The sequence below is a fragment of the Leptothrix toolikensis (SeqCode) genome (assembly GCF_057922285.1).
In genome coordinates this window covers 1-16,382 of the sequence record NZ_JBYSVC010000054.1, presented here as the reverse complement: position 1 = coordinate 16,382, position 16,382 = coordinate 1, and the positions used below count along the sequence as shown (strand labels likewise).

General features: G+C 62.8%; 18 protein-coding genes and 1 riboswitch. Of the genes, 3 read left to right on the top strand and 15 right to left on the bottom strand.

Annotated features, from left to right (window positions below):
* Positions 1 to 96 precede the first annotated feature (96 nt).
* Positions 97 to 678, top strand: a complete 582-nt coding sequence (yjgA, locus tag AC3VI7_RS09000; RefSeq protein ID WP_489669728.1) for a ribosome biogenesis factor YjgA — start codon at positions 97 to 99, stop codon at positions 676 to 678.
* Between the two features lie 3 nt (positions 679 to 681).
* Positions 682 to 1,326, top strand: a complete 645-nt coding sequence (gene mog, locus AC3VI7_RS08995; protein WP_489669727.1) for a molybdopterin adenylyltransferase — start codon at positions 682 to 684, stop codon at positions 1,324 to 1,326.
* Here mog and cysE read toward each other — a convergent pair.
* The 15 genes from cysE to AC3VI7_RS08920 all read right to left on the bottom strand — a co-directional run bounded on the left by cysE (position 1,307) and on the right by AC3VI7_RS08920 (position 14,184).
* Positions 1,307 to 2,068 carry a serine O-acetyltransferase gene (gene cysE, locus AC3VI7_RS08990; protein ID WP_489669726.1) on the bottom strand — a complete coding sequence of 254 codons (762 nt, stop codon included), beginning with the start codon at positions 2,066 to 2,068 and terminating at the stop codon, positions 1,307 to 1,309. The genes mog and cysE overlap by 20 nt on opposite strands.
* Positions 2,069 to 2,132: 64 nt before the next feature.
* Positions 2,133 to 2,405, bottom strand: a complete 273-nt coding sequence (locus AC3VI7_RS08985) for a DUF1161 domain-containing protein (protein ID WP_489669725.1) — start codon at positions 2,403 to 2,405, stop codon at positions 2,133 to 2,135.
* An 85-nt stretch (positions 2,406 to 2,490) separates the two neighbouring features.
* Entirely contained in the window at positions 2,491 to 3,348 is an 858-nt protein-coding gene (locus tag AC3VI7_RS08980) for a hypothetical protein (protein ID WP_489669724.1), read from the bottom strand.
* On the bottom strand, positions 3,348 to 3,653 hold the full coding sequence (locus tag AC3VI7_RS08975; RefSeq protein WP_489669723.1) for a Dabb family protein: 306 nt from the start codon (positions 3,651 to 3,653) through the stop codon (positions 3,348 to 3,350). Before AC3VI7_RS08975 ends, AC3VI7_RS08980 begins: the two co-directional genes overlap by 1 nt.
* The gene (locus tag AC3VI7_RS08970; protein WP_489669722.1) at positions 3,650 to 4,444 is read right to left on the bottom strand and encodes a ParA family protein; all 795 of its coding nucleotides are present in this window, start codon (positions 4,442 to 4,444) and stop codon (positions 3,650 to 3,652) included. The genes AC3VI7_RS08975 and AC3VI7_RS08970 overlap by 4 nt, the downstream gene beginning before the upstream one ends.
* 59 nt (positions 4,445 to 4,503) lie before the next feature.
* Positions 4,504 to 6,114 (bottom strand): bifunctional hydroxymethylpyrimidine kinase/phosphomethylpyrimidine kinase, encoded by a 1,611-nt coding sequence (gene thiD, locus AC3VI7_RS08965; RefSeq protein WP_489669721.1) that lies wholly within the window; start codon positions 6,112 to 6,114, stop codon positions 4,504 to 4,506.
* 8 nt (positions 6,115 to 6,122) lie between these two features.
* Positions 6,123 to 6,914, bottom strand: a complete 792-nt coding sequence (locus AC3VI7_RS08960; RefSeq protein WP_489669720.1) for a thiazole synthase — start codon at positions 6,912 to 6,914, stop codon at positions 6,123 to 6,125.
* 35 nt (positions 6,915 to 6,949) lie between these two features.
* Positions 6,950 to 7,171 carry a sulfur carrier protein ThiS gene (gene thiS, locus AC3VI7_RS08955; RefSeq protein ID WP_489669719.1) on the bottom strand — a complete coding sequence of 74 codons (222 nt, stop codon included), beginning with the start codon at positions 7,169 to 7,171 and terminating at the stop codon, positions 6,950 to 6,952.
* Positions 7,168 to 8,232, bottom strand: a complete 1,065-nt coding sequence (locus AC3VI7_RS08950; protein WP_489669718.1) for an FAD-dependent oxidoreductase — start codon at positions 8,230 to 8,232, stop codon at positions 7,168 to 7,170. The genes thiS and AC3VI7_RS08950 overlap by 4 nt, the downstream gene beginning before the upstream one ends.
* Positions 8,229 to 10,115, bottom strand: coding sequence for a phosphomethylpyrimidine synthase ThiC (gene thiC / locus AC3VI7_RS08945; protein WP_489669717.1), 1,887 nt, complete (start codon positions 10,113 to 10,115; stop codon positions 8,229 to 8,231). Before thiC ends, AC3VI7_RS08950 begins: the two co-directional genes overlap by 4 nt.
* A 56-nt stretch (positions 10,116 to 10,171) precedes the next feature.
* Positions 10,172 to 10,304: riboswitch (TPP riboswitch) on the bottom strand.
* Positions 10,305 to 10,336: 32 nt separating this feature from the next.
* Entirely contained in the window at positions 10,337 to 10,582 is a 246-nt protein-coding gene (locus AC3VI7_RS08940; protein ID WP_489669716.1) for a SlyX family protein, read from the bottom strand.
* Between the two features lie 36 nt (positions 10,583 to 10,618).
* On the bottom strand, positions 10,619 to 11,134 hold the full coding sequence (locus AC3VI7_RS08935) for a hypothetical protein (protein WP_489669715.1): 516 nt from the start codon (positions 11,132 to 11,134) through the stop codon (positions 10,619 to 10,621).
* 204 nt (positions 11,135 to 11,338) lie between these two features.
* Positions 11,339 to 12,232 carry a succinate--CoA ligase subunit alpha gene (sucD, locus tag AC3VI7_RS08930; protein ID WP_489669714.1) on the bottom strand — a complete coding sequence of 298 codons (894 nt, stop codon included), beginning with the start codon at positions 12,230 to 12,232 and terminating at the stop codon, positions 11,339 to 11,341.
* A gap of 20 nt (positions 12,233 to 12,252) precedes the next feature.
* Positions 12,253 to 13,413 (bottom strand): ADP-forming succinate--CoA ligase subunit beta, encoded by a 1,161-nt coding sequence (gene sucC / locus AC3VI7_RS08925; RefSeq protein ID WP_489669713.1) that lies wholly within the window; start codon positions 13,411 to 13,413, stop codon positions 12,253 to 12,255.
* A gap of 123 nt (positions 13,414 to 13,536) precedes the next feature.
* Positions 13,537 to 14,184 (bottom strand): GntR family transcriptional regulator, encoded by a 648-nt coding sequence (locus AC3VI7_RS08920; RefSeq protein WP_489669712.1) that lies wholly within the window; start codon positions 14,182 to 14,184, stop codon positions 13,537 to 13,539.
* An 87-nt stretch (positions 14,185 to 14,271) separates the two neighbouring features.
* Between AC3VI7_RS08920 and scpA the strand changes: the two genes are divergently transcribed.
* On the top strand, positions 14,272 to 16,382 hold a 2,111-nt coding region (gene scpA / locus AC3VI7_RS08915), incomplete at its 3' end, for a methylmalonyl-CoA mutase (RefSeq protein ID WP_489671466.1).

Below are 16,382 nucleotides of genomic sequence, written 5' to 3'. Positions count from 1 at the left end.
GGAACGTCGGATCGGGTCATGGGGGATACGAACTCAGAAAGGAACGGGGGGAAAGACAGAGCGGACTATCATAGCTGTCGAATTTTCTCGCCTCCCATGCGCCCTCACGCCTCCCACACCGACCCCCACGCCGATACGGCCGCTGATGACACCTCTCTGGACTCTCCAGAGGATCGTCCCAGCAAAACCCAACTCAAAAAAGCCATGCAGGATCTGCAAGATCTGGGCAAGGCTTTGATGGATCTCAACGACACCCGGCTTGATGCCCTTGAACTGCCCGACTCCTTGCGCCGGGCGCTGCGCGATTTGCGCGTCATCCGTAGCCACGAAGGCCGCCGCCGCCAGATTCAACTGGTCGGCAAACTCATGCGCCAAGTCGATCCGGAGCCGCTGCGCGAAGCCGTTGCCGTGCAACGCTTGCCCGGTGCCCGCGAAACCTTGGCGCTACACGAAACCGAGGCTTGGCGCGATCGGCTCATCGGTGAGGATGCCGCCTTGACCGATTGGCTGGTGGCCTATCCCGCGACCGAGGCTCAAGCCTTGAGAACCTTGATCCGCAACGCCCGCAAGGAAGCGCTGCAAACCCCGGATCGCAAGGGCCGGGCCTACCGTGAGATCTTCCAGCTGGTGCGCGCCAGCTTGAACCCCGTTGTGGTGCCGGATGATGAGGACGCTTGAACCATGAGCAGTGATCGCCCCGCCCCCAGCGTCAAACCCCGGCTTGATCCAGTGCGCATCGGCTTGGTCTCGATCAGTGATCGCGCCAGCCAAGGCATCTATGAGGATCAAGGCTTGCCGGCTCTGCAAGATTGGCTGACCCAGGCGGTACGTAACCCCATCATCTGGGTGGCACGCCTTATCCCGGACGAACAAGCATGGATCAGTCAAACGCTCAAAGAGTTGGTGGGCAACGAGCGCTGCGACTTGGTGCTGACCACCGGCGGCACAGGCCCAAGCCCACGCGATGTCACGCCCGAAGCCACCCTCGCGGTGGCCGACAAGGTGTTGCCGGGCTTTGGCGAGCAAATGCGGGCCATCAGCCTGCGCTTCGTGCCCACGGCCATCCTGTCACGCCAAGTGGCGGTGATCCGGGGCAAGGCGCTGATCATCAATCTGCCGGGTCAGCCCAAGGCGATTGCTGAAACCTTGGCCGGTTTGCCCGATGCCAACCCGCCAGCACCCGGCATCTTCACGGCGGTGCCGTATTGCCTGGATCTGATCGGCGGCCCCTACGTCGAGACCGAGGCGACCGTCTGCAAGGCCTTTCGGCCCAAATCAGCCCAACGACTGGGACCCGAAACCCCGCCTACTTCACCAGCCGGTTGAGTCGCTCAGCATCAAACTGCTCGGTGGTGTGGGCATCACTGGGCAGATTTTTGGGCAGGCCTTTGAGGTGTTCCAAAGCGTGCCAAAGCAAGGCGATTTGATGCTCGTGGCCGGCGGCGTTGTCGATCAGACCGCGCATGGCTTGCGCCACGGGATCTTCCCCTTGGGAAACCCCATAGGCTGAAAAACCCATCTTGGCGGCTGCGGCCTCGCGCTTCGCGTCGTCTTGGGCCGCGATGATGCGCGCCGGATTGCCCACCGCCGTGGCCCCTGCGGGCACGGGCTTGGTCACGATGGCACCTGAGCCGATGCGCGCACCCGCACCCACCGTAAAGCCACCCAGCACGCAAGCGTGCGCGCCCACGATCACCCCGTTTTCAAGGGTGGGGTGGCGCTTGGCCCCCTTGATCAACGAGGTACCACCCAAGGTCACGCCTTGGTAAATGGTGCAGTCATCACCGACCTCAGCCATCTCACCAATCACCACGCCCATACCGTGGTCGATAAAAACGCGCCGGCCAAAGGTGGCCCCTGGATGGATCTCGATGCCGGTGAGAAAACGGCCCCAGTGCGAGATAAAGCGCCCCAGCCATTTGAAACCGTGCGTCCAGCACGCATGGGCCCAACGTTGGATCCACAAGGCATGCAGCCCTGGATAGCAGGTCAGGACCTCAAAACGTGAGCGTGCGGCAGGATCACGCTCAAGGATGCAGGCGATGTCTTCGCGTAAACGACTGAACATGGGCAATGGATAAGGCTCATAGAGACAACACGGGGCATCACGCCCCGCGTTGCACGCAATGCTTTTAGCTCTTCTTGTAAATCAGTTTTTTGCTGCCGCCATCACAGGTGCCAACCACCTTGTTTTCCGGCTTGTTCTGCGTGGTGTCATCCACGGCCACCGCTTCCAGGCTGTAGCCCTTAACCCCTTGGGCGTCGAGCTTGGCGGCAAGTTCTTTCTTGAGGTCTTCGCACGGTTTGGGTGCAGCATGGGCCGCCCCAGCCGACAAGGCTGCCGCCGAAGCCAGCAGCAGCACGGCGATGTGTTGACGTTGTTTGAACAGCTTGGACAATTTCATCAAACGCTCTCCTCGGGTATGTCATTCCCGCATCGACCTCCACACCCGCGTGGAGGCGACGGGAGCGCACAGTCTACGAGAGGTTTCAGAAATGCAACGCCAAACCCATGTACGGCCCACTGAGGGTGGCATACCCCGCTTGGGTCCAGCGATAGCCCAGACGCAGCGAGCCAAAAGGCATCACATAAGCGCCGGAGGCGTCGTACTCCGCACTCGACTGCAAGCCGTAGTGATTCCACGTTGGGATGAACCGCCAGCACCACGACTCGTCGGGGCAGACCGTCATGGGCAGGGTGAAGGAGGAGCCCACGGTTTCGGTCTGACGCCGCACCAGCGATTGCCCGCCACCCAACCCGAGCTGAAAGATGCGGTTGACAGCGATGCGAAACACACCGTGAACCTGTTCGATCTCTAGATGATCAGCCCAAGCGCGCTCGTCGTAGACGAGCTTGCGCACTTGCAAGGCAAAAGGCCCCACACCCACTTCGGCCCGCTGATCAAGGGCTGTCGTGCGCGCCCCGATCTGCTGCTGAGACACCTCGGCGGCCAAAAAAGGCAAGTCGATGTCCCCCAACTGACGCGGCTCAAACGCCTGATCAAGGGGCATTTCATCCGATAAACCCACCCGCGCCAAGCCAACCATCGTGAACATGCCCACCGCCGGCATCACCGCCTGCAAGACCACATCCACCAAAGCGCAATCCAGCCCGCAACCCTGATGCGTGTCATACGCAGGCCGACGGGATGAACCCTGCGCGGGTTGCGCGGGCACCCCGATGCCACCACCGGGCTTGGCGGGCACCAAGATCCGCGCGGGGGGGGATGAAACCGCTTTTTCGAAAGAGCCCAGTTCACCCGCTTGAACCATGGACGCCCCGATAACCCCAACCAGCAAGCCGGCCAAAGTCGCCGATGGGCAGTGTCGATGGGACTTGCGGTGCATCAAAGCCCCGAGGCGTAATCCACCACCCGACGCTCGCTGCGCGCCGCCTTGATGAGCGGAGCCACCCGCAGATGCTCAGGGTGATGGTGATAAGCCGCCAAGGCCGCTTCATCGTCGAACTCGGTATAAAGCACCAGATCGGCCGAGTCGGCTTCGCGGCTGATGTCGATGCCGACTTCGATGCAACGCAGGCCCGGAATGCGGCCCGCCAGACCTTCAAGCGCTTGCTTGATGCCTTGTGAGACGTGAAGGCGCTCAGCCGCCAACTCGGGCCTGAGGTGCCAAAAAACGATGTGTCGAATCATGTTGAAGCTTGAATGGCGGCGTGCAAGGCCACAAAGGCCTGCGTCAGTTTGTGACGCGCATCGAGATGGATCATCGGCAAGGCGCGTTCGTGAGATTCGCGGATTTTGACCGATGCGGGCAGCGAGGGGCGCAAAACCGGCAGGCCTTCGTCGATCAGCTCTTGGACCATTTGCTGCGGCAAGGTCGCACGCGGCTGAAACTGGTTGACGATGATCCCGCCGACGCGCAACTGCGGGTTGTGATCGGCCTGCATTTCTTGCACGTTGTCGAGCAAAGTGTAGAGCGCCCGGCGCGAGAAGCTGTCGCAATCAAAGGGAATCAGGCAACTTTGAGCGGCGATCAGCGCAGATCGCGTGTAGAAATTCAGCGCGGGCGGGGTGTCGATCCAGATGGCGTCGTAGTCCTCGCTCAACTCATCCAAGGCTTCGCGCAGCTTGAAGATTTTGTAGCGTGATTCCAACTTGGCTTGCATCTCTTCGAGCACCGGATGCGATGTCATGACGTGCAAGCGCTCGAACGGCGTGGGGGTGATGAAGTCCGCCGTGGCTTTGGGACGGATGCTGAAGCGCAGCGACTGCTCGAACAAACCCGCCACCCCACTCATCTCGCTGCCGCTGGCTTGGGCCGCCTTGTCTTGGGCGGCACCCAGCAAGTAGTGGCTCGAATTGCCCTGCGGGTCCAGATCGATCACCAGCGTGCGCAGGCCTTGATGAGCGCTGAGCGCGGCGAGATTGCAGGTGATGGTGGATTTGCCCACCCCACCTTTTTGATTGAAAACGACGCGACGCATACCCAGGCCTTTCTGATGATGAGAGGCCGGATTGTCGCGCCATTTGCTGCAATGCAGCATCAAGGTGTCGCGGGATCACCACCCTGCGCACCACCCCAAGCCCCAAGCAAGCTCGGACGCGGCCAGCGCGGTGCCACCAAAGCGGCCTCAGATCGCCCTCGGCGCAAGGCCTCCTGATAGGCCTGCACAGCCGCTTCGGGGTCAGATGCAGCGGTGATGCCGCTCAAGACTGCCAAACCATCCACCCCAGTGCGGGCAGCGGCTTCAAGGCGCTCGGGCGTGAAGCCGCCAATGCCCACCACCGGCAGCGTTGGCAGTATCTGCCGCCACCAGCCAAGGTTGTGCAAACCTTGGGGCCGCCAAGGCATGTCTTTGGTGGTGGTGGCGTGTACCGGGCCGCAAGCGATGTAACTCGGCCGCAGCGCCCAAGCCCGGGCCAACTCCCACAGGCTGTGGGTCGAAAGCCCCAGACGCAGACCGGCATGGCGAATCGCCGCCACATCGACCTGATCCAGATCTTCTTGACCCACGTGGACACCGTAGGCCCCGGCCTCGATGGCCAGCGCCCAGTGATCGTTGACGTAGAACTTCAGATCGAAGCGCTTTTGCAAGGCCACACAGCGCGCGATCTCCACCCGCAGATCCACACCGCGCGCCAAGGCGACATCGGGCTTGAGGCGCAACTGCACGGTGCGCACCCCCGCCCGGGCAAGGCGCTCGACCCACGCAGCGCTATCGACCACAGCGTACAGATCCAAGCCGCGCTCTGGCGCAAAGGCCTCGGGCTGAACCCCCATCGGGAGCTCATGACGCAGCTCATCGGGTCGAAAGCCCGGCAAGTTCTCGGGGCGCGCAGCAAAGCCGATGTGCGGCGACACCGGCCCAGCCCCGCTGCCTGCGGCGTAGCCATGCCTCAAGGCGTCGGTCACCATCATCTTGGCCAAAACAGCCGCATCGGCGACCGCAAAACCGTGCGCCAGCGCCGAGGCCAAGGTCGAGGCAAAGACGCAGCCGGTGCCGTGGTTGTGCGGCGCAAGCAGCCGTGGCGCAAAGAGCCAACCGCTGGCTTCGACGCTGTGCAGCCAATCGCACGCCAAGTCCGCATCCGCCCTCAGATCGGTGCCGTCCCCACCCGTGATCACGACGCCGCTCGGGCCTAGAGCTGCCAAACGCTGCGCCATCTCGGGCAAAGGCGATGACCGCCCCAGCAACCACGCCGCTTCGGCGCGATTGGGCGTGATCACCGTGGCCAAGGGCAGCAACTCGGTGAGCAGCGCTTGGCGCAAGGCCTCGCCCGCCATCGAAGCGCCGGTGCTGGCGCGCCAGACCGGGTCGATCACCAAAGCCACGGGTTGATCGGGCGCTTGCGCGCGCAAGCGGCGCACCCAGCCGGCCAAGACTTGCACGGCCTCGGCTGAGCCGAGCAAGCCGGTCTTGATCACCCGTGGGCGCAGATCCTCGGCCAGCGCGGCAAGCTGCGCATCCAGCATCGAAGCACTGACCGCCTCGACGCGCTGCACCGCGCGCGAGTTCTGCGCCGTCAGCGTGGCCACCACCGTGCAGCCATGCACCCCGCAGGCGTCAAACGCGCGCAGATCGGCTTGCAGCCCGGCACCCGCACCGCTGTCGTTGCCCGCAACACTCCAAACCACCGGCCGCACCGTGTTCATCCAAGGGCTCACAAGATGAACGGTCGGGCATCGACCGGGGTGCTGGCCACGGCCATATCTTGCGGCGCGATCATCCCGGCTTCAAAACCGAGCCGACCGGCTTCGATGGCCAGCTTGAAGGCCCGCGCCATGGCGATGGGATCGTGCGCCTGCGCCACCGCTGAGTTGAGCAGCACGGCGTCGTAGCCCATCTCCAGCGCCTGCGCGGCGTGCGAGGGCTGACCGATGCCCGCGTCCACCACCAGCGGCACGCCGGGCAGCCGCGCCCGCAAGGTGCGCAGCGCAAACGGGTTGATCAGCCCTTGGCCTGAGCCGATCGGCGCGCCCCACGGCATCAGGATTTGGCAGCCCACGTCCAGCAAGCGCCGGCAGGTGACAAGGTCATCGGTGCAGTACGGAAAAACGTCAAAACCGTCGCGCACCAACGCTTCAGCCGCCACCACCAGTTCAAACGGATCGGGCTGCAAGGTGTGCTCGTCGCCCACCACTTCGAGCTTGATCCAGGTCGTGCCGAGCAGCTCGCGGGCCATCTGTGCCAAGGTCACGGCCTCTCTGGCACTGCGACAACCGGCGGTGTTGGGCAACAAGCGCGCGCCGCTGGCGCGGATCACCTCGATAAAACCGTTATCGACCGCCCCACCCGCCAGTTGGCGACGCAAACCCATCGTCACCACTTCGGCCCCGGAAGCCTGGATGGCCTGTTGCAGCACCAGCGGACTGGGATAGCCCGCTGTGCCGAGGAAAAAGCGGCTACCCAGCGTGGCACCGCCCACGGACCAAAACGTTGTTGGGGATGTCATGACCAAAACCCTTGTTCGAAATCGAAAAACGCGCCTCAGCCGCCGACGATGGGCTGAAAGCCCGTGACGCTGTCGCCGGACGCAAGCCGCCGCTCAGCCCGGGCATGACGCGGCACAAAGGTGCCGTTCACCGCCGTGGCCACCGCCTGCGGGTCCAAGCCCGCTTGAGCCAGCAGCTCAGCCAGCGTGCCCCCCTCCGGCAAGCGGTGGGCGTGGCCGTTCAGGGTCACCGACAAGGTTGAAGTTGCATCGTTCATAAGCTCAGCGCAGCCAAAGCCTGCTCCACCAACGCTGGGCCAATCAGCCAGCCGTGGCGGAACAAACCGTTGATACGGACCAAGCCGTCGCGCGTTTCACGCAGCGGCAAGTTGTCGGGCAAGGCCGGGCGCAGATTGGCTTCCGACCAGATCACCCGCGCCTCGGAAAGCTCAGGGATCACGCTGTGCGCCGCCGCGAGCAGCTCCACGGTGGTGCGCAAGCTGACCACCGAGCGGTCTTCGCTCTCGATTTCGCTGGCACCGATGACGATGCGCTCGCCCGGACGCGGCACCATGTAGACCCGGTGACGCGGATGCAGCAGCCGAAGGGGCCGTTGCAGCAGCACGCCAGGCGCATGCAGCCAAAAGACCTCGCCGCGCACGCCGCGCACCGGCAGATCGGGCCGCGCACCCGTGCCGCGCACGTCAAACACCCAATCAAAGGCCTCGGCGTCGATGCGCCCGGGTTGCACGTCTTGGACGCTGCGGCCCCAGACGAAGTTCACCCCCAACTGCGCAGCACCGCGCGCCAACGCCGCCAGCACCGCCACGGTGTGGATGTGGCCTTCGCCGTCGAGTTGCCACGCCAGCAAGCTGCGCGCCAGCGCGGGCTCGGTCTGCGCCAACGCCGCCGCGTCGAGCGCGCGCGGCACGCGGTCGGGCACCTTGGCGGCGATCAGCGCCAGCAAGCGCTGAGCACTGCCCCGGTCGCCACCGTGCGCCACCAACAAGCTGCCGAGCTGGCTAAAAGCCGCTTCAATCGTGCTCAGTTCGGCATCACCCGTGCGTCGGCCCAGCGCCGCCAGCTCGGCCAAACGCGCCGGCCAGAGTTCCAACGTGCGCCAGCCCAAGCCCGCGACCGCCAAGTTGGCGCACTCCAGCTCGGCCAGCGGGCTGAGCATGCCCGCCGCCGTGAAGCCTGCGGCCCGCGCCAACGTGGTGTCCGCCGACCACCCCGGCCCGAGGGCCGGGTCGAACACCGTGACCGTGTGCCCAGCCGAGCCGAGTTGCCAAGCCAGCAGGCGTCCGAGCACGCCCGCACCGGCGATGCCGATCTTCATGCAGCGCTGCCCGAATCCATCGCCACCGGCGTGATGGGCACGTAGATCTGGCCACCCACCGCACGGAACTCTTCGCTCTTGGCTTGCATGCCGGCCGTTTGTTCGGCTTGCTGGGCGGCGAAATCACGCACGTCTTGGGTGATCTTCATCGAGCAGAACTTGGGGCCGCACATCGAGCAGAAATGCGCCGTCTTGGCCGAGTCCTTGGGCAAAGTTTCGTCGTGGAAGCTCTTGGCGGTGTCCGGGTCCAAGCTCAGGCTGAACTGATCTTGCCAACGGAACTCAAAACGCGCCTTGCTCAAGGCGTCGTCGCGGGAACGCGCGCCCGGGTGGCCCTTGGCGATGTCGGCCGCGTGCGCTGCGATCTTGTAGGCGATCAAGCCTTGCTTGACGTCGTCGCGGTCCGGCAGACCCAAGTGTTCCTTGGGCGTGACGTAGCACAGCATCGAGGTGCCCATCCAGCCAATCATGGCCGCGCCGATGGCACTGGCGATGTGGTCGTAGCCCGGGGAAATATCGACCGTCAAGGGGCCCAAGGTGTAGAACGGCGCTTCGTCGCAATGCTTGAGCTGCTCGTCCATGTTGGCTTGGATCAGGTGCATCGGCACGTGACCCGGGCCTTCGATCATGGTCTGCACGTCGTGCTTCCAAGCCAGCTTGGTCAGCTCACCCAAGGTACGCAACTCCGCAAACTGCGCTTCGTCGTTGGCATCCGACAGCGAGCCCGGACGCAGGCCGTCGCCGAGCGAGAAGCTCACGTCGTAGGCCTTCATGATGTCGCAGATGTCTTCGAAATGCGTGTACAGGAAGTTTTCCTTGTGATGCGAGATGCACCACTTGGCCATGATCGAGCCCCCACGCGAGACGATGCCGGTGCGACGCTGCGCGGTCAGGTGGATGTAGGCCAAACGCACGCCGGAGTGGATGGTGAAGTAGTCCACGCCCTGCTCGGCTTGCTCGATCAAGGTGTCGCGGAACACCGCCCAGTTGAGGTCCTCGGCCACGCCGCCGACTTTTTCTAGGGCTTGGTAAATCGGCACGGTGCCGATGGGCACGGGCGAGTTGCGCACGATCCAGTCTCGGGTGGTGTGGATGTGCTTGCCGGTGGACAGGTCCATCACGGTGTCGCCACCCCAACGCATCGACCAGACCAGCTTTTCCACTTCTTCTTCGATGCTCGACGTCACCGCCGAGTTGCCGATGTTGGCGTTGATCTTGACCAAAAAGTTGCGGCCAATCGCCACCGGCTCCAACTCAGTGTGATTGATGTTGGCCGGGATAATGGCGCGGCCTCGGGCCACTTCATCGCGCACAAATTCCGGGGTGATGAATTCGGGAATGCGGGCCCCGACTGGGTTGCCGCGCAGGCGCGCTTCGCGGGCGGCGTCGGCTTGGTACTCGCGCATCCATTCGCGCTTGCCGTTTTCACGCACCGCCACAAATTCCATTTCGGGCGTGATGATGCCCTTGCGGGCGTAATGCATCTGCGACACGTTGTGCCCAGCCAGCGCGCGCCGGGGCGTGCGTTGCAAGCCTGAAGCTTGTGCCCGCAGCTCGGCCAAACGCTGGGCGTCGCGCCCACCGTCGTCTTGTTCGGTGATGATGCGGCCGCTGTAGGCCTCGGTATCGCCACGCGCCAGCACGGCGGCTTCACGCACCGGCGGCAGACCTTGGGTCACGTCGATGGCGACGGCCGGATCGGTATACGGGCCCGAGGTGTCGTAGAGGGTGATGATTTCGCCGTTGGTCAGGCTGACTTCGCGCATCGGCACGCGCACGCCCGTGAGCGGGCCTTCAACGTGGATCTTGCGCGACGCGGGCAGGGCTTCGCGGCAGGCAGCCAAGCGCTCGGCGGCGCTGGGAAGGGAATCGGGTGCGTTCATGGTGCGGGCCTCTCCAAGACTGGGATGAATGCTCCGGAGATGCTGCGCGCCACGCGCCACCTGCACCACGCTCTTCTTCCGCCGGCATGAACCGGATCAAGTTCACGGGTTTGGCTGCACTGTCCATGTCAACACGGGTCAACACACAGCCATCTCAGCGCCACTGCTGGCACACCCCGGAGCGGGGCGGATTGTAGGCCAAGGGCCTGAAACCCCTCCGTTCAGTAGTGCGGCGGCAGCTCGTCGCGCAAGCTTCGAAACCCACCGCCACCCCCGTCTGGGGCCTGCTGGCGCAGCGAGGCAACCTCCCGGCTCAGCCGGTCGATCTGCTGCTGTTGGCGCACCACGATCTGGTTCAAGTGATCGACCAAATCTTCCATAAAGCTCGCCTTGATCTCCAGATCCGTGAGCCTCAGCACCATCTCGTTCATCTCGTCCATCTCGTCCATGTCATGTGAAATCGTCATGGGCGTATTGGAGCAGGCCGGCGCAGACAGCCACGCTCAGTGGGCTCGCACCATCTGATCGCGCAGGCCTTCAGGCACGTCTTGGATCAGCATGATGGCGATACTGCCGTCTTGGGCCTTGTTGTTATGGGCCGTCTGCTGCGGCAGATTGGCCGAGATCGCATCGGGCGACAAGGTGTACATGTTGCCGTTTTGCGGATCAATGATGAACCAGCCGATGATGCCGCCGATGAAGAAATTGCCTGCGATGTACCAGCCATTGGCCGAGGCCGTGACCGGGATGGTTTGCGGCTTGAAGCCCTTCTTGGCAATCGTGACTTGGAAGCTCTTCTTGCCCCAATACTTGCCCGTGCTCTTGGGCAAAGTCACCGAGGTCGGCGTCGTGCCCTTGAACACCTCGGTACCGGCCTCATCAAGGATCGAAATGGCCGCATCACTCGGCGTGCTGGCAATCGGAATCACTTGCGTCGGTTGACCCACGATGGTGGCGCAAGCTGACAGCGCCAAAGCCACCGAAACAGCCAGCCCCACCTGGATTTTTCTGAGTCTCATGATCTTCTCTCTTGCTCCGCGTTTTCTTAACCGGACCAACAGCTGCGGAGCTGCGTCGTTGGCATGGAGACATGGCCCATCCTCGACACACACCGAGCCAACCACCTTGATCTACGTTAACAAACCAGAAACAAACCGCGCAACCCGAACCATTAAGAAAGCCACCCGGAGGTGGCTTTCTTAGGCGTCAAAAAGCTCGGCGGATTACAGCAAGGCCTTAAGGAGGCGCGCCATTTCGCTGGGGTTGCGGGTGATGGTGAAACCGCACTCTTCCATGATGGCGAGCTTGGCGTCTGCCGTGTCGGCACCGCCCGAGATCAAGGCGCCGGCGTGACCCATGCGCTTGCCGGCCGGGGCGGTGACGCCCGCGATGAAGCCGACCACCGGCTTTTTCATGTGGTCCTTGACCCAACGAGCTGCTTCGGCTTCGTCAGGGCCACCGATTTCGCCGATCATGATGACGGCGTCGGTGTCGGGATCGTCGTTGAAGGCACGCATCACATCGATGTGCTTCAAGCCGTTGATCGGATCGCCACCGATACCCACAGCGCTCGACTGGCCCAGACCGATTTCGGTCAGCTGGGCCACGGCTTCATAGGTCAGGGTGCCCGAACGGGACACCACGCCGATGCGGCCCTTGCGGTGAATGTGGCCCGGCATGATGCCGATCTTGATTTCTTCCGGCGTGATCAGACCCGGGCAATTCGGCCCCAGCAGCAAGGTCTTCTTGCCACCGGCCGCTTCCTTGGCCTTCATCTTGTTGCGCACTTCGAGCATGTCGCGCACGGGGATGCCTTCGGTGATGCAGATCGCCAAGTCCAGATCGGCTTCCACCGCTTCCCAGATGGCCGCCGCCGCGCCAGCCGGCGGCACATAGATCACGCTGACCGTGGCCCCTTGCGCAAAAGCTGCTTCCTTGACGGAGGCGTAGATGGGAATGCCTTCGAACTTTTCGCCGGCCTTCTTGGGGTTCACGCCCGCCACGAAGCAATTCGCGCCGTTGGCATACGCAGCACAACCCCGGGTGTGGAACTGGCCGGTCTTGCCGGTGATGCCCTGGGTGATGACTTTGGTGTCTTTGTTGATGAAGATGGACATGTTCGATGTTCCTTCTGGGCTTACTTGACGGCGGCGACGATGGCGGTAGCCGCTTCGGCCATGGTGTTGGCGGCGATGATGGGCAGGCCCGATTCGGCCAGCATCTTCTTGCCCAGATCTTCGTTGGTGCCCTTCATGCGCACCACCAGCGGCACGGACAGGTTCACGGCCTTGCAAGCGGTGATCACGCCTTCGGCGATGGTGTCGCACTTCATGATGCCGCCGAAGATGTTGACCAAGATGCCCTTCACTTCCGGGTTCTTGAGCATGATCTTGAAGGCTTCGGTGACCTTCTCAGCGGTGGCACCACCGCCCACGTCGAGGAAGTTGGCCGGCTCGCCGCCAAACAGCTTGATGGTGTCCATCGTCGCCATGGCAAGACCCGCACCGTTGACCAAGCAGCCGATGTTGCCGTCGAGGCTGATATAGGCCAGATCGAACTTGGAGGCTTCGATTTCAGCCGGATCTTCTTCGTCCAGATCGCGGTAAGCCACGATGTCCGGGTGACGGAACAAGGCGTTGGCATCGAAGTTGAACTTGGCGTCCAAGGCGATCAAAGCGCCCTTGGAGTCGCAGTTCAGCGGATTGATTTCCACCAGCGAAGCGTCCGTCTCCATGTAGCAGCGGTACAGGTTCTGGAACAGCGTCACGGCTTGCGCGATCGACGCATCACCCAAACCGATGGCACGAGCGATTCTCTCGGCTTGCTCGGCACCCAAGCCGGTCAGCGGATCAATCAAGTCGGTGATGATTTTTTCGGGCGTCGAATGCGCCACTTCTTCGATGTCCATGCCGCCCTCAGACGAGGCGATGAACGCGACCTTCTGCGATTGACGGTCGGTCACGAGGGAGACGTAGTACTCCTTCTTGATGTCTGCGCCTTCTTCGATGTAGAGGCGACGCACCTTCTGACCCACAGGCCCGGTTTGATGCGTGATGAGCTGCATGCCCAGGATCTGTTCCGACAGGCTCTTGACGTCGTCCAACGAACGGCCCAGCTTGACGCCGCCGCCCTTGCCGCGACCGCCAGCATGGATCTGCGCCTTGACAACCCACACCGGGCCGCCGAGTTTTTGGGCGGCATCAATGGCCTCTTGCACGTTGAACGCCGGATAGCCGCGCGGCACCGGAACGTCGAACTTGCGCAGAATTTCCTTGCCTTGGTACTCGTGGATTTTCACTGGGGGGCTCCTGGACAGAGAGAGGGGGAAGCAGAGAAGGGGCGATTCAGGTTCGGGTCGGCACGCACTGTGCGGCGCAAAGCTGACCCGAGACTGAGACGATCAAGCTATAAGCATGCAGCATCAATCAGCAGCAGCTTCCAAACCGTTGTCGAAATGGGCCCGCATGACCCGCACGGCGGTCGTCGGATCACGCGCTTCGATGGCGAGCATCAAATGGCGGTGTTCGGCCAGCGATTCAAGCAAGCGGCCCTGCTTGAAGAGCGAATGATGGCGATTCAGTTTCATGACCTTGCGCAGATCAGCCACGATCTGGATGCGCCAACGATTGGCATCCATCGCCAGCAGTTGCATGTGGAACTGTTCATTGAGGTCGAAGTAGGTTTCACGCTGATTCACCGCTTGTTCGAGCTGCTCGTGCAGCAAGCGCAAACTTGCAAGTTGCTCCGCACTGGCCTTGCGCGCCACCTCACCGGCGGCGTCGCTCTCCAGCAAAGCCAGTAGATGATAGATCTGCTCAACATCGGTGCCGGACATCTCGGTGACATAGGCACCCCGGCGCACCTTCATCGTCACCAGCCCTTCGGCGGCCAACACCTTCAGGGCTTCACGCATGGGCGTGCGGCTGATACCAAACTCAAGCGCCAAGCGCTGCTCGTCGATCCAACTGCCCGGCTCCAGCACGCGATCAAAGATCTGTTTGCGCAGCCGCTCGGCCACATCTTGATAGAGGGCGCGGGGAGCAAGGGCGTTGTCAGGTGCAGTCGCCAAGATGAGCGCAGATGGTGATTGAATTCATAATTATGCATCATGTATCATCATCGGCAAGCCCAACAAGGCCACCCCAAGGAAAGTTCCATGTCTGACGACACCCCCAAGTTCGCCCCGTCTTCCCTCGAACAATGGCACAAGGCGGCCGCCAAATCCGCGCCGGGCGGGGACGTCGCAGCGCTGAACTGGGTCACCCCGGAAGGCATCACCGTCAAGCCGCTTTACACCGCCGCTGACACCGCTGATCTGCCCTACGCCAACACCTTGCCTGGCTTCGAGCCCTTCGTGCGCGGCCCGCAAGCGACGATGTACGCCGTGCGCCCCTGGACGATCCGCCAGTACGCCGGCTTCTCGACCGCTGAAGAATCGAACGCCTTCTACCGCAAGGCGCTGGCCGCCGGCGGTCAAGGCGTGTCGGTGGCCTTCGATCTAGCCACCCACCGGGGCTACGACTCGGATCACCCGCGTGTCACGGGCGACGTCGGCAAGGCGGGCGTGGCCATCGACTCGGTCGAGGACATGAAGATCCTCTTCAACGAGATCCCGCTCGACAAGGTCTCGGTCTCGATGACCATGAACGGCGCGGTGCTGCCGGTGCTGGCCGGCTACGTGGTGGCGGCCGAAGAACAAGGCGTGAGCCAAGACAAGCTCTCCGGGACCATTCAGAACGACATTCTGAAAGAGTTCATGGTGCGCAACACCTACATCTACGGCCCCGAGCCGAGCATGCGCATCATCGGCGACATCATCGAGTACACGGCCAAACACTGCCCCAAGTTCAACTCGATCTCGATCTCGGGCTATCACATGCAAGAAGCCGGTGCCAACCAAGCGCTGGAACTCGCCTTCACGCTGGCGGACGGCAAGGAATACGTCAAGACCGCCATCGCCAAAGGCATGGATGTGGACGCCTTTGCCGGGCGCCTGTCCTTCTTCTGGGCGATCGGCATGAACTTCTATCTGGAAATCGCCAAGATGCGCGCCGCGCGCCTCTTGTGGTGCCGGATCATGAAAGGCTTTGAGGCCAAGAACCCCAAGAGCTTGATGCTGCGCACCCACTGCCAGACCTCAGGCTGGAGCTTGACCGAGCAAGACCCGTACAACAACGTGGTGCGCACGACGATTGAGGCGATGGCAGCGGTGTTTGGCGGCACGCAGAGCCTGCACACCAACAGCTTCGATGAAGCCATCGCGCTGCCCACCGAAACCAGCTCGCGCATCGCGCGCAACACGCAGCTGGTGATTCAGGAAGAGACCCACATCACCAGCGTGGTCGATCCGTGGGCCGGCTCTTACATGATGGAAAAGCTCACCCAAGACATGGCCGACAAAGCCTGGGCCATCATCGAAGAAGTCGAAGCCATGGGCGGTATGACCAAGGCGGTCGATTCGGGTTGGGCCAAGCTCAAGATCGAAGCCAGCGCCGCTGAAAAGCAAGCCTGCATTGATTCCGGCAAGGATGTGATCGTGGGGGTCAACAAGTACAAGTTGGCCAAGGAAGATGCAGTCGAGATCCGTGAAGTGGACAACGTGGCAGTGCGCGAGTCGCAAATCGAGCGCCTGAAGCAGATCCGCGCCAGCCGCGACAGTGCGGCGGTACACGCCGCCCTCGACGCCCTGACCGCTGCGGCTCAATCGGGCCAAGGCAATTTGCTCGACCTGTCGATCAAAGCGATTCGCCTGCGCGCCACCGTCGGCGAAATCAGCGACGCGCTTGAAAAGATCTTCGGCCGGCATCGCGCCGACATCCAAAAGGTCACAGGCGTCTACGCTGCGGCGTATGACTCGGCCGAAGGCTGGGACAAGCTCAAAGAAGAAATTGCCGCCTTCGCCGACGAACAAGGCCGCCGGCCGCGCGTCATGATCGCCAAGCTTGGCCAAGACGGCCACGACCGGGGGGCCAAAGTGGTCGCCACCGCCTACGCCGACTTGGGCTTTGACGTGGACATGGGCCCACTGTTCCAAACCCCCGAAGAATGCGCCCGCCAAGCGATTGAAAACGACGTGCATGCCGTCGGTGTTTCGACCCTGGCGGCCGGTCACAAGACCTTGGTGCCCGCCATCATTGCCGAGCTCAAAAAGCAAGGTGCCGACGACATCATCGTCTTCGCCGGCGGCGTGATCCCGGCGCAAGACTACGGCTTCCTCTATGACGCCGGCGTCAAAGGCATCTTCGGTCCCGGCACCCCGATCCCCGC

Bases quoted from the DNA above. Each gene is read 5' to 3' on its own strand.
- mog (WP_489669727.1), top strand. From the start codon at position 682: ATGAGCAGTGATCGCCCCGCCCCCAGCGTCAAACCCCGGCTTGATCCA.
- AC3VI7_RS08960 (WP_489669720.1), bottom strand. From the start codon at position 6,914: ATGACATCCCCAACAACGTTTTGGTCCGTGGGCGGTGCCACGCTGGGT.
- cysE (WP_489669726.1), bottom strand. From the start codon at position 2,068: ATGTTCAGTCGTTTACGCGAAGACATCGCCTGCATCCTTGAGCGTGAT.
- AC3VI7_RS08975 (WP_489669723.1), bottom strand. From the start codon at position 3,653: ATGATTCGACACATCGTTTTTTGGCACCTCAGGCCCGAGTTGGCGGCT.
- thiS (WP_489669719.1), bottom strand. From the start codon at position 7,171: ATGAACGATGCAACTTCAACCTTGTCGGTGACCCTGAACGGCCACGCC.
- AC3VI7_RS08935 (WP_489669715.1), bottom strand. From the start codon at position 11,134: ATGAGACTCAGAAAAATCCAGGTGGGGCTGGCTGTTTCGGTGGCTTTG.
- AC3VI7_RS08985 (WP_489669725.1), bottom strand. From the start codon at position 2,405: ATGAAATTGTCCAAGCTGTTCAAACAACGTCAACACATCGCCGTGCTG.
- AC3VI7_RS08940 (WP_489669716.1), bottom strand. From the start codon at position 10,582: ATGACGATTTCACATGACATGGACGAGATGGACGAGATGAACGAGATG.
- AC3VI7_RS08980 (WP_489669724.1), bottom strand. From the start codon at position 3,348: ATGCACCGCAAGTCCCATCGACACTGCCCATCGGCGACTTTGGCCGGC.
- sucD (WP_489669714.1), bottom strand. From the start codon at position 12,232: ATGTCCATCTTCATCAACAAAGACACCAAAGTCATCACCCAGGGCATC.
- thiD (WP_489669721.1), bottom strand. From the start codon at position 6,114: ATGAACACGGTGCGGCCGGTGGTTTGGAGTGTTGCGGGCAACGACAGC.
- thiC (WP_489669717.1), bottom strand. From the start codon at position 10,115: ATGAACGCACCCGATTCCCTTCCCAGCGCCGCCGAGCGCTTGGCTGCC.
- AC3VI7_RS08970 (WP_489669722.1), bottom strand. From the start codon at position 4,444: ATGCGTCGCGTCGTTTTCAATCAAAAAGGTGGGGTGGGCAAATCCACC.
- yjgA (WP_489669728.1), top strand. From the start codon at position 97: ATGCGCCCTCACGCCTCCCACACCGACCCCCACGCCGATACGGCCGCT.
- AC3VI7_RS08950 (WP_489669718.1), bottom strand. From the start codon at position 8,232: ATGAAGATCGGCATCGCCGGTGCGGGCGTGCTCGGACGCCTGCTGGCT.